Annotated in this window: 16 protein-coding genes; 11 read left to right on the forward strand and 5 right to left on the reverse strand. The window is 60.2% G+C overall.

The genetic code is table 11. The features are described 5' to 3' along the window. The first annotated feature begins 14 nt into the window (after window positions 1-14). The 7 genes from RAK07_RS06335 (at window position 15) to RAK07_RS06365 (ending at window position 7,630) form a co-directional block, all read left to right on the forward strand. Window positions 15-728, forward strand: a complete 714-nt coding sequence (locus tag RAK07_RS06335) for a response regulator transcription factor (RefSeq protein WP_305731990.1) — start codon at window positions 15-17, stop codon at window positions 726-728. 148 nt (window positions 729-876) lie between these two features. Next, the gene (locus RAK07_RS06340; RefSeq protein ID WP_305731991.1) at window positions 877-2,523 is read left to right on the forward strand and encodes a methyl-accepting chemotaxis protein; all 1,647 of its coding nucleotides are present in this window, start codon (window positions 877-879) and stop codon (window positions 2,521-2,523) included. A gap of 34 nt (window positions 2,524-2,557) precedes the next feature. Continuing rightward, window positions 2,558-3,052, forward strand: a complete 495-nt coding sequence (locus tag RAK07_RS06345; RefSeq protein WP_305731992.1) for a chemotaxis protein CheW — start codon at window positions 2,558-2,560, stop codon at window positions 3,050-3,052. A gap of 30 nt (window positions 3,053-3,082) precedes the next feature. Further along, window positions 3,083-3,328, forward strand: a complete 246-nt coding sequence (locus RAK07_RS06350) for a hypothetical protein (RefSeq protein WP_305731993.1) — start codon at window positions 3,083-3,085, stop codon at window positions 3,326-3,328. Window positions 3,329-3,518: 190 nt separating this feature from the next. Then, on the forward strand, window positions 3,519-4,565 hold the full coding sequence (gene ispG / locus RAK07_RS06355; RefSeq protein ID WP_305731994.1) for a flavodoxin-dependent (E)-4-hydroxy-3-methylbut-2-enyl-diphosphate synthase: 1,047 nt from the start codon (window positions 3,519-3,521) through the stop codon (window positions 4,563-4,565). A gap of 33 nt (window positions 4,566-4,598) precedes the next feature. Further along, window positions 4,599-6,329: a proline--tRNA ligase gene (locus RAK07_RS06360; RefSeq protein WP_305731995.1), complete on the forward strand. Its 1,731-nt coding sequence runs from the start codon at window positions 4,599-4,601 to the stop codon at window positions 6,327-6,329. A gap of 29 nt (window positions 6,330-6,358) precedes the next feature. Beyond that, window positions 6,359-7,630, forward strand: coding sequence for a phenylacetate--CoA ligase family protein (locus tag RAK07_RS06365; protein ID WP_305733489.1), 1,272 nt, complete (start codon window positions 6,359-6,361; stop codon window positions 7,628-7,630). Between the two features lie 74 nt (window positions 7,631-7,704). Here RAK07_RS06365 and RAK07_RS06370 read toward each other — a convergent pair whose 3' ends face one another. The 3 genes from RAK07_RS06370 to amrS are packed head-to-tail and all read right to left on the reverse strand — an operon-like array spanning window position 7,705 to window position 10,153. Further along, complete coding sequence (locus tag RAK07_RS06370) at window positions 7,705-8,148, reverse strand: nucleoside deaminase (protein WP_305731996.1); 444 nt, start codon at window positions 8,146-8,148, stop codon at window positions 7,705-7,707. A gap of 34 nt (window positions 8,149-8,182) precedes the next feature. Further along, complete coding sequence (locus RAK07_RS06375) at window positions 8,183-9,097, reverse strand: hypothetical protein (protein ID WP_305731997.1); 915 nt, start codon at window positions 9,095-9,097, stop codon at window positions 8,183-8,185. 42 nt (window positions 9,098-9,139) lie between these two features. Further along, window positions 9,140-10,153 carry an AmmeMemoRadiSam system radical SAM enzyme gene (gene amrS / locus RAK07_RS06380; protein WP_305731998.1) on the reverse strand — a complete coding sequence of 338 codons (1,014 nt, stop codon included), beginning with the start codon at window positions 10,151-10,153 and terminating at the stop codon, window positions 9,140-9,142. Window positions 10,154-10,257: 104 nt separating this feature from the next. On the opposite strand from amrS, the gene RAK07_RS06385 reads away from it, so the two are divergent. From RAK07_RS06385 to RAK07_RS06395, 3 genes are read left to right on the forward strand one after another with little or no spacing between them, the layout of a single operon-like run. Continuing rightward, window positions 10,258-10,572, forward strand: a complete 315-nt coding sequence (locus RAK07_RS06385) for a hypothetical protein (RefSeq protein WP_305731999.1) — start codon at window positions 10,258-10,260, stop codon at window positions 10,570-10,572. 3 nt (window positions 10,573-10,575) lie between these two features. Next, window positions 10,576-11,697 (forward strand): glutathionylspermidine synthase family protein, encoded by a 1,122-nt coding sequence (locus RAK07_RS06390; RefSeq protein ID WP_305732000.1) that lies wholly within the window; start codon window positions 10,576-10,578, stop codon window positions 11,695-11,697. 35 nt (window positions 11,698-11,732) lie between these two features. Beyond that, window positions 11,733-12,146 (forward strand): DUF350 domain-containing protein, encoded by a 414-nt coding sequence (locus tag RAK07_RS06395; RefSeq protein WP_305732001.1) that lies wholly within the window; start codon window positions 11,733-11,735, stop codon window positions 12,144-12,146. 99 nt (window positions 12,147-12,245) lie between these two features. On the opposite strand, the gene htpG is transcribed toward RAK07_RS06395, so the two are convergent. Both htpG and RAK07_RS06405 read right to left on the reverse strand, forming a co-directional pair. Beyond that, the gene (htpG, locus tag RAK07_RS06400; protein WP_305732002.1) at window positions 12,246-14,183 is read right to left on the reverse strand and encodes a molecular chaperone HtpG; all 1,938 of its coding nucleotides are present in this window, start codon (window positions 14,181-14,183) and stop codon (window positions 12,246-12,248) included. Window positions 14,184-14,258: 75 nt separating this feature from the next. Beyond that, a complete protein-coding gene (locus tag RAK07_RS06405) occupies window positions 14,259-15,128 on the reverse strand; it encodes a methylenetetrahydrofolate reductase (protein WP_305732003.1) in 870 nt (289 codons plus the stop codon). Between the two features lie 129 nt (window positions 15,129-15,257). On the opposite strand from RAK07_RS06405, the gene miaB reads away from it, so the two are divergent. After that, window positions 15,258-16,574 (forward strand): tRNA (N6-isopentenyl adenosine(37)-C2)-methylthiotransferase MiaB, encoded by a 1,317-nt coding sequence (gene miaB / locus RAK07_RS06410; protein ID WP_305732004.1) that lies wholly within the window; start codon window positions 15,258-15,260, stop codon window positions 16,572-16,574. Window positions 16,575-16,598: the final 24 nt, after the last annotated feature.

A 16,598-nucleotide genomic window follows, 5' to 3' on the forward strand; every position in this document is an offset into this window, starting at 1 on the left:
CCAGGATTGCGAACATGGGCCGGTCAGCACACCGTAGCGGTGCAGAGTCCGACAGGGGGGTGGTTATGGAGCAGATCAGGGTACTGCTGGTGGATGATCACAAGATCATGCGGGACGGGTTGCAGTCGCTCCTGGAGCAGTCCGGGGAGATTACCGTCATCGCCCAGGCGGCATCGGGGCAGGAGGCGATCCGGCTGTTCCATGAACTGCAGCCGGATTTGACCATCATGGATCTGACCATGCCGGAGATGAGCGGCATAGAGGCTACTCGCCGGATCGTTGCTGAGCAGCCGGAGGCCAGGGTTCTGGCCCTTTCGATGGTAATGGAGCAGGACTGTGTGCTGGAGTGTCTGAAGGCCGGAGCCAAGGGGTACCTGGTCAAGGACTGTGCCGCCGACGAGCTGCTGCAGGCGGTGTGCACTGTTCACAAGGGCGGCAGTTACCTCTGTTCCCGGGCCACCACGCTGGTGGTGCATGGCATGCAGGCCGGTCGGGAGTCTGAGCCGTCTTCCTGTCTGACCGAACGGGAACAGGAGGTGCTGCAACTGCTTGCCGACGGCTTCAACACCAAGGAAATCGCCTTCAAGCTGGAGATCAGCACCAAGACGGTGGAGACCCAGCGGGCCGCCATCATGAAAAAGCTGGACCTCTACAGCATTGCCGAACTGACCAAATACGCCCTGCAACAGGGGTTGACCGACCTGAACCTTCCCGGCAAGACCCTCTGATCTCCCCCCTTATTCCGAAAATCCTGATGGCGTCATCAGGATTTTCGGAACCAGGATTTACCACCTCTCTGAATGCAAGATCCCACCCGGTTGTTTATCCTCTCAAACAAATATTCGTGCATGCAAAACTTTGAATGGAGGAATCGTTATGGAATGGTTCAACAGACTTACAGTAGGCGTACGACTATTGACGGCTTTCCTGATCATGGCCGGGCTGACCGCCGTTGTGGGCGGGGTCGGCATTTGGGATATCGACCGGATGAACAGCATGGCCGATCAGATTTATGAAAATGAGCTGATGGGAATCTCCTATATCAAGGAAGCCAATATTCATCTGGTGGCCATGGACCGGGCCCAGAAGAACATGCTGCTGGCCTCGGAGGCCAAGGAGCGCACTGCCTTCCGTGACCGGATCGAGGCCCGCCGCAGGCTGATGCAGGAGAATATTGAGAAGGCCAAGCCGCTGTTTTATTCCGAAGCCGGGCGCCAGCTTATGGCAAAGTTCAGTGCTGCCTGGGATGAGTACCTGCCCCACGGTACTCGGGTAACCGAACTGGCCCTCTCCGAAGAGCTTCAGCAGAGCCGCAGCTCGGTGGCCCTTTCTAAAGGCATTGGCCGTGAAAAGCTGGACAAGGTGGACGACCTGATGACCGAGCTTGCCAGGCTCAAAGAGCAGAATGCCCAGGAATTTTCTGCGGCCACCACCGCCCTGTATCAGAAAAGCCGCCTCTTCATGATCCTGCTCTCCCTGGGCAGCATCGTCTTCGGCATCATCTTCGGCATCCTGATCACCCGTGGGCTGACGCGGCAACTGGGGGGCGAACCTGCCTATATCTCCGATATCGCACAGCAGGTGGCAAACGGCGATCTGACCATCCGCTTTGCAACGAATGACAAGCCGGCGACCGGCGTCTATGCCGCCATGAAAACAATGGTGGCAGGCCTGCAGGAGCTGATCGCAAAGACCGTGGATGTGTCGTCCGGTATAGCCTCGGCATCCCATCAGTTGCATGCCACCGCCGAACAGATCGCCACCGGCGCCGAAGAGGTGGCGGCCCAGGCCGGCACCGTGGCCACGGCCAGTGAAGAGATGGCGGCAACCTCCAACGACATCGCCCAGAACTGCTCCATGGCGGCCGAAGCTTCCCAGCAATCCACTGCTGCTGCGCAGAGCGGCGCTGTGGTGGTGCAGGAAACCATCACCGGGATGGAACTGATCGCCGAGCATGTGCGGGGCACTGCCCGCACCATCGCCACCCTGGGCTCACGCTCGGAGCAGATCGGCAATATCGTCGGCACCATTGAGGATATCGCCGACCAGACCAATCTGCTGGCCCTGAATGCCGCCATCGAAGCGGCCCGGGCAGGGGAGCAGGGGCGCGGCTTTGCCGTGGTTGCCGATGAGGTGCGGGCCCTGGCGGAACGTACCACCAAGGCCACCCGTGAGATCGGTGAGATGATCAAGGCGATCCAGAAAGAGACCCAGGAAGCGGTCAAGGCAATGGAGTCGGGGGTCCACGAGGTTGAAAAGGGGGCTGCATCATCCCAGAAATCGGGCCAGGCGCTGCAGGAGATTCTGCAACGGATCAGCGAAGTGTCGCTGCAGGTCAGTCAGATAGCCACTGCCGCCGAGGAGCAGACCGCCACCACCAGCGAGGTGACCACCAATGTCCAGCAGATCACCGACGTGGTGCACCAGACCGCCAGCGGTGCCGAAGAAACGGCAGCGGCAGCCTCGCAGCTTGCCAGACAGGCTCAGGATTTACAGGCCCTGATCAACAGGTTCAAGGTCTGACCCTGCGGGCAGATACCGGATAAGGACGATGACCATGACAACAGATGCACTCACGATACGTAACGGGCACGCCGGAGACGACAGCCTGCTCCAATTGGTTAGCTTTGAACTGTGCAACGAGGAGTATGGTGTGGAGGTGCTGAAGGTCCGGGAAATTATCAGGATGCCGGAAATTACGGTCTTGCCGAACACACCGCACTATATCGAGGGGATTATCAACCTGCGCGGCAAGGTGGTTCCGATCATCGCCATGCGCAAGCGGTTCGGCCTGGAAGCCATGGCCTATGACCGGAACACCCGGATCATGGTCATGGAGCTGGCCGGGGGGCTGACCGGCTTCATTGTGGACGCTGTCACGGAAGTGATCCGCATCCACAGCAGCGAAGTCCAGCCGCCGCCGGCCATGGTTTCGGGAAACCTGGACCAGGAATTCATCACCGGTGTTTTCAACCATGCCAACCGACTTTTGATCATCATGGATGTGGATCAGATGGTTTCAAACCAGGAACAGGCGCTGTTTCATAGCTGACGCCCGGAATTTTTTGCGGAGAGCGGCACCATGACCGACAACCAATGGCAGCATCGCGTGCTGCAAAACTGCCCGTACCTCTGGGCCAACCACAAGGAATGTTACTGTGTGGAGATCACCAGCAGCAAGGTGTGTGATGCCATCAGGTACTGCGGCACCAACTATCTGGACTGTCCGGTGTTTCATAAGCTCAGGCAGCAGGGCGCGATCACGGCAGAGGCGGAATCGTCGCCACCCGATAAAGGGGGGCTGTTATACCGCTTGCGGAGAGAGTAAAATCACTCCTTCGTTTCGAGATTTCACTGAATCACGAGAAGAGGCCAGGGGAAGGCCACGGTTGTCGCATTGCTGAAGGCAATACACATATAAATGCCGTGCAAATTAACTATGCGCTGTTTAATTTGCACGGCCTCTCCAGTCCCCGCCTGTTGCAATTAGACGTTGCTTCCGCTACTATCCGCAGACCATGAAACGACCAACCAGACAACTCCATGTCGGCCCGGTGGCGGTGGGTGGGGGCGCACCCTGCGCCGTCCAGTCCATGTGCTCCACCGATACCCGTAATGTCGATGCCACCCTCGTTCAGATTCGCGCCCTGGCCGATGCCGGTTGCGAGATCGTCCGCTGTGCCGTGCCGGATGCCGATGCCGCCCTCGCCCTGGCTGCAGTCAAAGCCCACAGCCCGATTCCGGTCATCGCTGATATTCATTTCGATTACAAGTTGGCCCTCAAGGTGCTGGAGGGAGGGATCGACGGCCTGCGGCTGAACCCCGGCAACATCGGCGAGCAGTGGAAGGTGGCCGAGGTGGTAAAGAGCGCTGCCGAACGCAAGGTGCCGATTCGCATCGGTGTCAACGCCGGCTCCCTGGAAAAGCATCTGCTGGAGAAGTATGGCCATCCCACGGCGGAAGCCATGGTGGAATCAGCCCTGGGCCATGTGCGCATCCTGGAAGACCTGGGGTACCAGGAGATCAAAATTTCCCTCAAAGCTTCGGATGTACCGAAGACCGTCGAAGCCTACCGCCTGCTTTCCCGACAGGTTGACTATCCCCTGCATATCGGCATTACCGAGGCCGGAACCATCTTTTCCGGTACCATCAAGTCATCGGTGGGGCTGGGCATTCTGCTCTACGACGGTATCGGCGATACCCTGCGGGTGTCACTGACCGGCGACCCGGTGGACGAGGTGCGGGTGGGGTATGAAATCCTGAAATCACTGGGGTTGCGCCAGCGGGGAGTGAATTTCGTCTCCTGTCCCACCTGCGGCCGCTGCCAGATCAACCTGATCGGCGTGGCGGAAGAGGTGGAACGCCGCCTGCAGGCGGTGGACAAGCAGATCACCGTGGCGGTGATGGGCTGTGCCGTCAACGGACCAGGCGAGGCCCGTGAGGCGGATGTGGGGGTTGCCGGCGGTAAGGGGGAAGGACTGATCTTCCGCAAGGGGGAAGTGGTTCGCAAGGTACCGGAAGACCGGCTTGCCGATGCGCTGCTGGAAGAGATCGAAAAACTGTAGCTTTGTATTTTTGGCATATACGGAGAAATAACGATGCTTTATAGTCAGTTTTTTATTCCGACACTCAAAGAAACGCCGGCCGATGCCGAGGTGATCTCCCACCAGTTGATGCTGCGGGCCGGCATGATCCGCAAGCTGGCTGCCGGTATCTACACCTATCTGCCGCTGGGACTGCGCTCCATCCGCAAGTTCGAACAGATTGTGCGGGAGGAGATGAACCGGGCCGGCGCCATCGAGCTGTTGATGCCGGCGGTACAGCCGGCGGAGCTCTGGATCGAGTCCAAACGCTGGTCCCAGTACGGCAAGGAACTGCTCCGCTTTCACGACCGCAAGGATGCCGAATTCTGCATGGGACCGACCCATGAAGAGGTGATCACCGACATCGCCCGGCGGGAAGTGAAGAGCTACCGCCAGATGCCGGTGAACTTCTACCAGATCCAGACCAAGTTCCGGGACGAGATCCGTCCCCGCTTCGGACTCATGCGCGGGCGGGAGTTCATCATGAAGGACGCGTACTCCTTTGACGTGGACTCCGCCGCTGCCGACCACTCCTACGAGAAAATGTATGACGCCTACAACCGGATTTTCGAGCGCTGCGGCCTCAATTTCCGGGCTGTGGAGGCTGACACCGGCTCCATCGGCGGTTCCGCTTCCCACGAGTTCATGGTGCTGGCCTCTTCAGGCGAGGATGCCATTGTTTCCTGCAACGCCTGCCGCTACGCCGCCAACGTGGAAAAGGCGGAGGGGCGCAGGGGGGAGGCCGCGGCACCGGGCGCTGCGGCGGTGGCGAAGGTACATACGCCGGATACAAAGACCATTGCCGAGGTGGCGACGTTCCTGGGACTGCCGGAGTCGGCCACTTCCAAGACCCTGCTGCTGTCCGACGGTGACGGGAAGTTCGTGATGGCCCTGGTGCGGGGGGACCACGAGCTGAACGAGCTGAAGCTGAAAAACAAACTGGGCTGGGATGATATCCGCATGGCCACGGACGAGGAGATTCTCCGCTTCACCGGCTCTCCTCCCGGTTTCCTGGGGCCTATCGGTCTGAAGGAGCCGCTGACCGTGGTGGCGGACTATGCCCTGCTGCAGATGACCAACCTGGTGACCGGCGCCAACGAGGTTGACCAGCACCTGACCGGTGTCAATCCGGGGCGGGACTTCACCCCGGACCAGTACGCCGACATCCGCCTGATCGGCGCCGGCGACCCGTGTCCCCGCTGCGAGGGGGGAACCCTCGAAGTCTGGCGCGGTATCGAGGTGGGTCACGTCTTTAAACTGGGCACCAAGTATTCCGGCGCCCTGCAGGCCACCTATCTTGACCAGGAAGGGAAGGAGCAGGTCATTTTCATGGGCTGCTACGGCATCGGCATCGGCCGTACCGTGGCCGCGGCCATTGAGCAGAACCACGATGAAAACGGCATCATCTTCCCGCTGCCGATCGCGCCGTTCCACTGCTCGGTGGTGGCGATCAACGCCCAGAAGGACGAGGCGGTGATGGCTGCTGCCCGGGATATCCATGACCGTCTTGAGGCTGCCGGGGTGGAGGTGCTGCTGGACGACCGGGACGAGCGCCCCGGCGTCAAGTTCAAGGACCACGATCTGATCGGCATTCCGCTCAGGATCAACGTCGGCGGCAAGAATCTGGCCGACGGCAAGGTGGAGTTCAAGCTGCGCAGCGGCGGCGAGATGCTGCTGCTCACGCCGGACGAAGCGGTGGAACGGGTGATCGCCGACGTTCGCGCTGCCCTGGGAGGTGGAAAGTGAGCGCCATCTGGGATCCGCAGCATGAGTGCATGAGCCGGGACGAGCTGGAGCAGCTCCAGCTTGAGCGGTTGCAGGCCACCCTCAACCGGGCCTACAAGAACGTCCGCTGCTATCAGAACAAGTTCAACGCACTGGGGATCGTGCCGGAGGATATCACGTCGCTTGGCGACCTGGCCAAGCTTCCCTTCACGACCAAAGAGGATCTGCGGGTCAACTATCCCTACGGCATGTTCGCCGTGCCGCTGCGGGAGGTGGTACGTATCCATTCCTCCTCCGGCACCACCGGCAAGCCGACGGTGGTGGGGTACACCAGAAACGACCTGAAATACTGGGCCGGGCTGGTGGCCCGCTTCATGACCGCCGCCGGGGTCACCCCTGACGACGTGATCCAGATCACCTTCGGCTACGGCATGTTCACCGGCGCCTTCGGGCTGCACTACGGCTCCGAGGCCATCGGCGCCGCCGTCATCCCCATGGGGGGCGGCAATACCGAAAAACAGTTGATGATCATGCAGGACTACAGGTCCACCGTGCTGGTGGGGACCCCCAGCTACGCCCTGACCCTGGCGGAACGGATGGAGAAGCTGGGAATCGACCCGAAAAGCCTCTCCCTCAAGGTGGGACTCTTCGGTGGCGAGCCGTGGTCCGAGGCGATGCGGACGGAGATCGAACAGCGGCTCTGCATCAGTGCCACCGACAACTACGGGCTTTCCGAGGTGATCGGCCCCGGTGTCGCCGGCGAGTGTCCGTTCAAGTGCGGCATGCATATCGCCGAAGATGCCTTCATCGCCGAGATCATTGATCCGGAAACCGGTGAAGTGCTGCCGCCGGGCAGCGTGGGGGAGCTGGTGCTGACCACCCTTGCCAAGGAAGCCTTTCCGATGATCCGCTACCGTACCCGCGACATCACCAGCCTGGTGTATGAGCCCTGCGCCTGCGGCCGCACCACGGTGCGGATGAAGAAGACCATGGGACGCAGCGACGATATGCTGATCATCAAGGGGGTCAACGTCTTCCCCTCCCAGATCGAGGAGGTGCTCTTCGCCATCGAGGGGTGCGAACCCCACTACCAACTGGTGGTGGAACGGCGTGGCACCACCGACGTGCTGGAGGTGGATATCGAGGTGACGGAGAACATCTTCTTCGATGAAATGAAAAAACAGCGTGCGTTTCTGGAGCAGGTTGAAAAGCGGATCGAATCGGTCATCGGCGTCGGTGTCAGCGTCAAGCTGGTGGAACCGGGCAGCATCCAGCGCTTTGAAGGAAAGGCGCAGCGGGTGATCGACAAGCGCACACTCTGAAACGTGTCTCTACCTGGTGAGCGAAAACCGCCTGTCGTCTTCTGACGACAGGCGGTTTTTTTCATGCGTGGTGCTCAGACGCCGATATCTTCATTCCATAGTTCCGGCCGTGTAGCGATAAAATCGCTCATCAGGCGGATGCACTCCTCGTTCTGCTCAACGGTCACCGCTACCCCGCGGGAGCGCAGCAGTTCCTCGTCGCCCATGAAAGTGCGGTTTTCGCCGATCACCACACGGGGGATGCCGTACAGCAGAATGGCTCCGCTGCACATGGGGCAGGGGGACAGGGTGGTATAGAGGACCGACTCCCGGTAGACCCGGGCAGATTGCCGACCGGCGTTTTCCAGCGCATCCATCTCGCCGTGCAGGATGGCGCTGCCCTGCTGGACCCGGCGGTTATGGCCGCGGCCGATGATTGTTCCCTGGTGGACGAGCACCGCGCCGATGGGGATGCCACCTTCGGCCAGTCCCTGGCGTGCCTCCTCCAATGCTGCCTGCAGATAGTCAGTGTCTGTCATGGTCCGCCTTCTCCTGTTTGGAAACCTGTCAATTTTACTGCACAAAATACTCTGTCGTCGTTTTGACCGATTTGATTCCCACTGAAATAGTTTTGGGATTGCCCTGCTGGTCAATCCGGTTGCCATGAACCACGTACTCGCTCAGACCAATATGGCTGGGGTCCCCCCAGTCGTAGGTGTATCCGAGCCTGGTCCAGGGGTAGGGAAGTGGGTCTGATATGTTGGTTGCGGGATAAGGGTAGGAGTAAACAAAGCTGCTGCGGTTGTCAAACCATCCCCGGTAATCCCTGAATTCAGAAACGCCGCCCTCTGTTGCCTTGACCTTTTCCGTAGCCGTGAAGCTGAGGAAGGCGCTGTTGGGATAATCGGTCTGGCATTCTCGGTCCGTTATCTCCGGGTCGGGACAGGGCCTGAACAGATCAGCGGGGGAAACCCACAGCTCCAGCACATAGCGCGCTTCCTTCGGATTGCCGGGCATCGCATAGTCAGGTGGCAGGCCCAACAGTTGCGCTACCCTCAGCGGCGTCGGCACGGTGCCCTTGAAAAAGTTTTTAAGCTCCGGCGCCACGGTGACCCAGGTGTCCCATCTGTAGGTTGGACACTCCCGGCCTTCCTTGCAGGTGTCACCGGTCTGACAGCCATCTGGGGGACATTTGTAGGAGGCACCGGCGTTCCCCATCCAGGTGGTTACCAGTACGCGGCCTCCCACAACACCGTGTTCCCATATGAGGTTTGGATTGTCGGGCGTTATGTGCGTCAGCCCCTGATACACTTTTGCCGGAGTTACCATGTAGGCGTCCAGCACCGCCTGCCGATACAGTACCGTGGTGTCGCTCTGGGACGGCGACGGAAGAGAGTCGTTTCCGCAAGCCGTAAGCAGCAGTGACAGCACGATCACAATGAGATGCGGTACCGTACAGGTGTGTAGCGCCCTCAAATACAGCCACATGACCACTCCTTTCATGTCATTGTCGTTGCCGCATGTGAAGGGTCATCCCCAGAGACCGGGAATGGCGGCACCGCACCTGCCGCAGGAGCCGTCCCGCAGGTTGAGGGAGGTGATCCGGTAGCCGCTGCGACCGATGACCGTGGCGCCGCAGGAGGGGCAGCGGGTATGCTCCCGCCCGCCGTTCACGTTCCCCACGTAGAGGTAACGGAGCCCGGCCCGGTCGCCGGCTTCCAACGCCCGCTCCAGGGATGATTCCGGCGTGGGCGGATGGTTGAGCATGCGATGGCGGGGAAAAAAACGCGAAACGTGCCAGGGGGTGTCCGGCCCCAGCTCTTCGGCAATGAAACGGGCGATGCCGTTCAACTGTTCGTCATCGTCGTTTTCACCCGGTATGACCAGAGTGGTGATTTCAAGCCAGATCCCCCGGCGGCGGTAGTCGCGGATGCCGTCAAGGGTTTCCGAAAGTTTCGCACCGCAGACCCTGCGGTAGAATTCTTCCGTGAACCCCTTCAGGTCGATATTGGCGCCGTGCAGCACCGGAGCCAGCAGATCCAGGGCCTGGGAGGTGATGTAGCCATTGGTGACGAAGAAATTCCAGAGTCCGGCCTCCACGGCCAGGCGGGCGGTGTCCAGGGCATACTCCAGCCAGACCGTGGGCTCGGTGTAGGTGTAGGAAATGGAGCGACAGCCGTGGGCCAGGGCCTGGCGCAGGGTCTCCTCCGGCGGAACCGGTTGTCCGGGAAAACGGCCGCTGCCGGTGTCGTCGTAGGCGGCGATCTCGGCATTCTGGCAGTGCAGGCAGCGGAAATTGCAACCCACCGATGCCACCGACCAGGTGTGCGAACCGGGCAGCACATGGTAGAGCGGTTTTTTTTCCATCGGGTCGCTTCCCTGGGCCACCAGCAGCCCGTACACCAACGACCAGAGCGCAGCGTCGCGGTTTTCCCGCACCCGGCAGAGACCGCGCTTACCGGTGGCAATGGTACAGCGATGGCGACAGACGAGACACTGCGCAGCGGTTCCCGCGGCCGGCTGAAACAGGGTGGCTCTTTTCATGGGAACCTCCATCTGCATGGTTGCGAATGATACCTGAATAATATAGATATAGCCTGTTTTTCAGGGCGTGCAATACATGAAACAGTGACACGACGGAGCGAGCCATGGCTAGACGACGCAGCCTTCATATTTCCTTGGTCCTGATCGGCGGCATGCTGACCATCGGCGGCTGCGGCAAGGATGAACGCCATGTCTACAAGAGCAAGCAGGATTGCCTGGATGACTGGGGAGGGGATCCGAAAAACTGCGAAGAGGTAAAGGAGGGAGACCGTAACTACAGTCGCGGTTACGTCTACGGCCCCCGTTTTTCGGTGGGCAGGACCTATCCCGGTCAAGGCAGCCGTGCCATCCGTACCGTTTCGGTTTCCCGCGGCGGTTTCGGCAGTCTTTCCAGTTTCCATTCCTCATTCGGGGGGTGAGCCATGGAACGCCGCACCGGCCCGCCGCGCCTGCAATGGCAGCAGATCGTTGAATCCCAGGGTATGAGCTACCATACCATTGACGGCGAACCGTACTGGGATGAAACCGTCTGCTACCGCTTTGACAATGCAGAGATCGACCTGCTGGAGACCGCCACCAACGAACTTCACCAGCGCTGCATTGAAGCGGCCCAGCATATCATCGACAAGGATCTGTTCGGCAGGCTGGGCATTCCCCCCCATGCGGTGCCGCTGATCGTCGATTCCTGGGACCGGGACGAGCCGTCGCTGTACGGTCGCTTCGACCTGGCCTACGACGGTCGCACCCCGCCCAAACTGCTGGAGTACAACGCCGATACCCCCACGGCACTGCTGGAGGCTTCCGTGATCCAGTGGTACTGGCTGCAGGACCGCCAACCCGAGGCTGACCAGTTCAACTCCATGCACGAAAAGCTGATCGCTAGCTGGCGGGATATGGGGATCAGTTCACACCTGCACTTTTCCTGTGTGGCAGATGCGCCGGAGGATTTCGGCAACCTGGAGTACCTGCGGGATACCGCCATCCAGGCCGGCCTGAGCACTTCGTACCTGGCCATCAGCGATATCGGTTATGACGAAATATCGGGGCGCTACGTTGACCTTGACGACACTCCCATGGAGTGCCTATTCAAACTCTACCCCTGGGAATGGTTGGTCAACGAGTATTTCGGCAGAAAGATCGCCACTGCCCGGATGCGATTGATCGAACCGGCCTGGAAGATGCTTTTTTCCAACAAAGGGCTCCTGGCGGTACTCTGGCAGTTGTTCGAGGGGCACCAGAACCTGCTGCCCGCCTCCTTTGAGCAGGGAGCATTCCGGGATAACTACGTTACCAAGCCGCTGCTGTCCCGCGAAGGGGAGAACGTCACCATCTACCGCAACGGCCAGGTGCATGCGGTGGAGGGAAGCTACGGCACCGGCGGAATCGTCTATCAGCAGTTGGCGCCGATACCCTGTATTGACGGCAGCTACCCGGTGATCGGCTCCTGGGTGATCGGCGGCGAAGCCGCCGGCATCGGTATTCGTGAGGATCGCACCCTCGTAACCACCAATGCCAGCCGCTTTGTGCCGCACTATTTTACCTGACGAGAACCTTCACGGATGGGAACGGAGGAAACGACATGAACGGAACGCTGCTTGACTCGGTGCAGGGACTGGTTGACTTTGCCGCCTATTTTCTGGCTGCGCTGGTGTATCTCCTGGTCTTCTGCGTCATCTACTGCAAGGTGACCCCCTACGATGAACTGAAGATGGTGCGGGAAGGGAAGCTGGCCCCGGCCATCAGCTTCGGCGGCGCGTTCATCGGGTTTATTCTGCCGTTGCAGAGCGCCATCAGCCACAGTGTCAATTTTGTCGATATGCTGATCTGGGCGTTGATCGCCATGCTGGTGCAGATCCTGGTCTTTTCGCTGGTGCGCCTGTTCTTCAGAGACCTGGTGCGGCAGATCGAGGAAAATCAGGTGGCCGCAGCAACCCTGCTGGCTCTGTTCGCCCTTGCCATCGGCGTATTGAACGCAGCCAGCATGACGTACTGAGGCCAGCAGCCGGCACGAGTTGAAACAGCCGGTAAAAAAACCGGGGAGAGGCAGTGCAGCCTCTCCCCGGTTTCGTGAGCATTTCCCCTGTGGCGAAGATTACCTGGCAACAGCCTTCACCATCAGTTCGCTGACCAGCTTGGTGAACTTGAGCGGGTCCTTGATGGGGGAGCCTTCGGTCAGCAGTGCCTGGTCGTAGAGCAAGTCGGCGTAATCGAGCAGGCGGCCGTCGGCGGAGCTTTCCTTGTACATGTCGCCCATCACCTTGAGGATCGGGTGGTCCGGGTTCAGCTCCAGCACCCGCTTCGACTCCGGCACCGCCTGGTTCATGGCTTTCATGATCCGTTCCATGTTGGCATTCATGCCGTACTCGTCCGCCACCAGGCAGCAGGCGCTGTCGGTGAGACGATTACTGAAGCGCACTTCCTTGACCTTGCTCTCCAGACGGTTCTTGATGAACTCCAGCAACGAGCCGAACTCTTTTTTCGCCTCTTCCTGCTTCTTCTCCTTCTCTTTCTTCTCCTCCTCGCTGTCCAGGTCCACATCCCCCCGGTCAACGGCTTTCAGGCTCTTCTCCTGGTAGGCGTGCAGCGCCTGCACCACCCACTCGTCCACCGGGTCGGTGAGGAAGAGCACTTCAAATCCCTTGGCGCGGAACGCCTCCAGGTGCGGTGACTGCTCCAGCGCCTCACGGTCCTCGCCGGTGATGTAGTAGATCTCCTTCTGGGCTTCCGGCATCCGCTCAACATACTCCTTCAGGGAGACGTAGCTGCCGGCTTCGGTGGCGGTGCTCTGGAACAGCAACAGCTCCTGCAGCTTTTCCTTGTTGGCGTAATCGAAGTGCAGCCCCTCCTTCAGTACCGGACCGAACTCCTTCCAGAAGGTAAGGTACTGGTCGTACTCCTTTTCCTTGATCTCGGTCAGGGTGGAGAGCACCTTGCCCACCAGGCTCTTCTGAATCCGCTTGAGCTGGACATCTTCCTGAAGAATTTCACGGGAGACGTTCAGGGGCAGATCGGCGGAGTCCACCACGCCGCGCACGAAGCGGAGATAGTCGGGCAGCAGGGCTTCGCACTTCTCGGTGATGAAAACCCGTCGCACGTACAGTTGCACGCCGCGCTTGCGCTCGGCCATGAACAGGTCGAAGGGCTTCCTGGCCGGCAGGTAGAGCAGGGCCTTGAACTCGCTGGTCCCCTCGGCGGCAAAGTGGATGGTCTTGAAGGGATCCTCGAAGTCGTGGGAGACATGCTTGTAGAATTCCTTGTATTCCTCTTCAGTGACTTCGCTCTTGGAACGGGCCCAGATCGCCTTCATGGAGTTGAGCGTCTGCTCCTCGGTCTTCTCGATGGTGCCGGCCCCTTCGATCTCCTCGCCATCCACTCCCTTGGGGGTTTCGGTGCGGGTGATATCCATGCAGACCGGGTACTGGATGAAGTCGGAGTATTTTTTGACAATGGAACGGATTTTCCACTCGTCCAGGTACTCCTTGAACTCCTCCTTCAGGTGCAGCACGATCTCGGTGCCGCGGCTTTCCTTGGTGCAGTCCTCAATGGTGTAGCTGCCATCCCCAGCGGATTCCCAGCGGGTTCCGTGGTCGGGGGCGCCGGCCCGGCGGGTGGTGAGGGTCACTTTGTCGGCCACCATGAAGGAGGCGTAGAAGCCGACCCCGAACTGGCCGATCAGCTCCGGCTGGTCAGCGCTGGCTGCGGCCTTCATGGCCTGGACAAAGCTCTTGGTGCCGGACTTGGCGATGGTGCCGATGTTTTCCTCCACCTCGGCCATGGTCATGCCGATGCCGTTGTCGCGGATGGTGAGGGTGCCGGCGGTCTTGTCCGGGATCAGCTTGACCTTCCAGTCGCTGTTTCCCTCCAGGATCGTTTCGTTGGACTGGGCCTCGAAACGGGCCTTGTCGATGGCGTCGGAGGCGTTGGAGATCAGTTCCCGCAGGAAAATATCGCGGTTGGAGTAGAGGGAGTGGATGACGAGATCCAGCAGTTGGGTGACTTCGGTCTGAAACTGTTTGGTGGCCTTGGACATGGGGACAGCGTCTCCTTCGGTGGAAAAATGTCGTTTATCGTAAACTAGGAATCGGTCCGGAAAATTTCAAGGGGTCTACAGCAAGCCGTCGGTTATTTCCAGGATCGCCTCTGCCCGGTTGAGGGTGTAGAGGTGCACGCCGGGAGCTCCGCCCGCCAGCAGCCCGTGCGCCTGGTTGCGGGCATGCTCGATCCCCACGCTCTGCACCGCTGCAGCTCCCCCCTGACGGTCGGCCTCTTCCAGTCGTGCCAGGAAATCCGCCGGAATGGTGGCGCCGCAGAGCGACACGATCCGCTTGATCACCTTCAGGCTCACCACCGGCAGGATACCGGGGATGATCGGCTTGGTGATGCCCCGCTCCCGTGCCTTGGCAACGAAATCGAAGTACAGGGCATTGTCGAAAAAGAGCTGGGTGATGGCGAAGTCTCCTCCCAAGTCCAGTTTGAGCTTCAGATAGCCCAGGTCAGCCTCGGCGGAGAGTGCTTCCGGATGGGCTTCCGGGTAGCCGGCGACGCCGATTCCCATTTCCGGATGGATGCTGCGGGTGAAGGTTACCAGGTCGGAAGCATAGAGCAGAGGGGAGGTGGTGAGGGCTTCCGGCGGCGCATCCTTGGGCAGATCCCCCCGCAGGGCCAGTACGTTGGAAACACCGCCCGTGGCCAGAGCGTCGAGGAAGGCGGTCAGGCGGGACGATTCAGCGCCGACACAGGTCAGGTGGGCCAGGGTTTCAAGGCCGTGCTCCTGTTGCATCCGGGTGACGATCTCCAGGGAATCGCTCTGAGTGCTGCCGCCGGCGCCGTAGGTCACCGAGGCAAAGAGTGGGTTCAGCTGGGCCAGTCGGTCCACCACCTGGAAAAAAGCGGGCCATTCCTGCTGTTCTTTTGGGGGGAAATACTCGACGGAGATGAATGGTCCGGCTGTTGCCAGTTTTTCTGCAATCTTCATGAAACCCTACCTCAGGGGAAAAATGAACCGGCACTGTAGCAGAAACATGCCGGAAGTGCCAGAAAAACCGCGAGTGTCCAGAGCTTTCAGTTGACGGAACCACGTAAATACACTATAAAAAACGATTCTATGCAAAGCAAGAACCTGTACATAGCCACCTTTGGCTGCCAGATGAACGTCAACGATTCCGAACGGATCGTCACCATGCTGCAGGAGCTGGGCTACCGGACCACGGAGCACCTGCGGGAGGGGGACCTGGTGCTCTTCAATACTTGCACCGTGCGGGGCGGGGCCGAGGACAAGGTGCACCAGCACCTGGCCAACCTGAAGAGCCTGAAGAAGAAGCGTCCCGGCACCCTGATCGGCATCGCCGGCTGCGTGGCCCAGCAGGAGGGAGACCGCCTGCTGGCCGACTACCCCTGGCTGGACCTGGTGGTGGGAACCCACAACCTGCACCTGCTGCCGGAGATGGTACGGGAGGCGGAGGCGGGCAGGCGGCGCAGCGAAACCGATTTTCTGGAGAACGACACACGGCTGGACCTGTTTCCGGCCATTGCCGGCTACCGCAAGGTGTCGGCCTTTGTCACGGTGATGCAGGGGTGCGACAACTTCTGCTCCTACTGCATCGTTCCCTACGTGCGGGGCCGGGAAATCAGCCGCCGGTTCGACGAAATCCTCCGGGAAGTGCGGGAACTGGCGAGCCAGGGGGTGCGGGAGGTGGTGCTCCTGGGGCAGAACGTCAACTCCTACGGCATGAAAGGGGAGGGCGAGCCACCCTTTAGCGAGCTGGTGCGAGAGGTGGCCCGGGTGCCGGAGGTGGCCAGAATCCGTTTTGTCACCTCCCACCCCAAGGATATGTCTCCGGAGCTGATCGCCTGTTTCGGCGATATTCCCAAGCTGTGCGGCGCCCTGCACCTGCCGGCTCAGTCCGGCAACAACCGTATCCTGGCCGCCATGAACCGCGGCTACAGCCGGGAGCGCTACCTGGAAACCGTCCGGGCACTGCGGGCAGTACGGCCGGATATCAAGTTCACCGGCGACATGATCGTCGGGTTCCCCGCAGAAACCGAGGCCGAGTTCGAGGAAACCCTCTCCCTGATGGAGGAGGTGCGCTACTTTGACCTCTTCTCCTTTGTCTATTCGCCGCGTCCCGGCACAAAGGCCGCTGAACTGGCCGACGATCTCAGCAAAGAGGTCAAGCTGGAACGGCTGGACCGGTTGCAGAAGCTGCAGAGCATCCACTCCCGTGTGCACAACGAATCCTACACCGGGACGATTCAGCAGGTGCTGGTGGAAGGGCCGGCCAAGCGGGAAGGGCAGGTGATGGGCCGCTGCGACAGCGGAAGAATTGTCAACCTTGCAGGTTCACCGGAACTGATCGGCTGTCTGGTGAATGTGCGGATCGTGGAAGGATACGCCAACTCGCTGCTGGGGGAACTGCTATAAGTGAAGTTCAATTATGGCACCGAT

This window comes from Trichlorobacter ammonificans (genome assembly GCF_933509905.1).
Classification (GTDB): Bacteria; Desulfobacterota; Desulfuromonadia; order Geobacterales; family Pseudopelobacteraceae; genus Trichlorobacter; species Trichlorobacter ammonificans.

Bases quoted from the DNA above. Each gene is read 5' to 3' on its own strand.
- RAK07_RS06345 (WP_305731992.1), top strand. From the start codon at position 2,558: ATGACAACAGATGCACTCACGATACGTAACGGGCACGCCGGAGACGAC.
- RAK07_RS06405 (WP_305732003.1), bottom strand. From the start codon at position 15,128: ATGAAGATTGCAGAAAAACTGGCAACAGCCGGACCATTCATCTCCGTC.
- RAK07_RS06390 (WP_305732000.1), top strand. From the start codon at position 10,576: ATGGAACGCCGCACCGGCCCGCCGCGCCTGCAATGGCAGCAGATCGTT.
- RAK07_RS06385 (WP_305731999.1), top strand. From the start codon at position 10,258: ATGGCTAGACGACGCAGCCTTCATATTTCCTTGGTCCTGATCGGCGGC.
- amrS (WP_305731998.1), bottom strand. From the start codon at position 10,153: ATGAAAAGAGCCACCCTGTTTCAGCCGGCCGCGGGAACCGCTGCGCAG.
- RAK07_RS06335 (WP_305731990.1), top strand. From the start codon at position 15: ATGGGCCGGTCAGCACACCGTAGCGGTGCAGAGTCCGACAGGGGGGTG.
- RAK07_RS06375 (WP_305731997.1), bottom strand. From the start codon at position 9,097: ATGTGGCTGTATTTGAGGGCGCTACACACCTGTACGGTACCGCATCTC.
- htpG (WP_305732002.1), bottom strand. From the start codon at position 14,183: ATGTCCAAGGCCACCAAACAGTTTCAGACCGAAGTCACCCAACTGCTG.
- RAK07_RS06395 (WP_305732001.1), top strand. From the start codon at position 11,733: ATGAACGGAACGCTGCTTGACTCGGTGCAGGGACTGGTTGACTTTGCC.
- miaB (WP_305732004.1), top strand. From the start codon at position 15,258: ATGCAAAGCAAGAACCTGTACATAGCCACCTTTGGCTGCCAGATGAAC.
- ispG (WP_305731994.1), top strand. From the start codon at position 3,519: ATGAAACGACCAACCAGACAACTCCATGTCGGCCCGGTGGCGGTGGGT.
- RAK07_RS06365 (WP_305733489.1), top strand. From the start codon at position 6,359: ATGAGCCGGGACGAGCTGGAGCAGCTCCAGCTTGAGCGGTTGCAGGCC.
- RAK07_RS06370 (WP_305731996.1), bottom strand. From the start codon at position 8,148: ATGACAGACACTGACTATCTGCAGGCAGCATTGGAGGAGGCACGCCAG.
- RAK07_RS06340 (WP_305731991.1), top strand. From the start codon at position 877: ATGGAATGGTTCAACAGACTTACAGTAGGCGTACGACTATTGACGGCT.
- RAK07_RS06360 (WP_305731995.1), top strand. From the start codon at position 4,599: ATGCTTTATAGTCAGTTTTTTATTCCGACACTCAAAGAAACGCCGGCC.
- RAK07_RS06350 (WP_305731993.1), top strand. From the start codon at position 3,083: ATGACCGACAACCAATGGCAGCATCGCGTGCTGCAAAACTGCCCGTAC.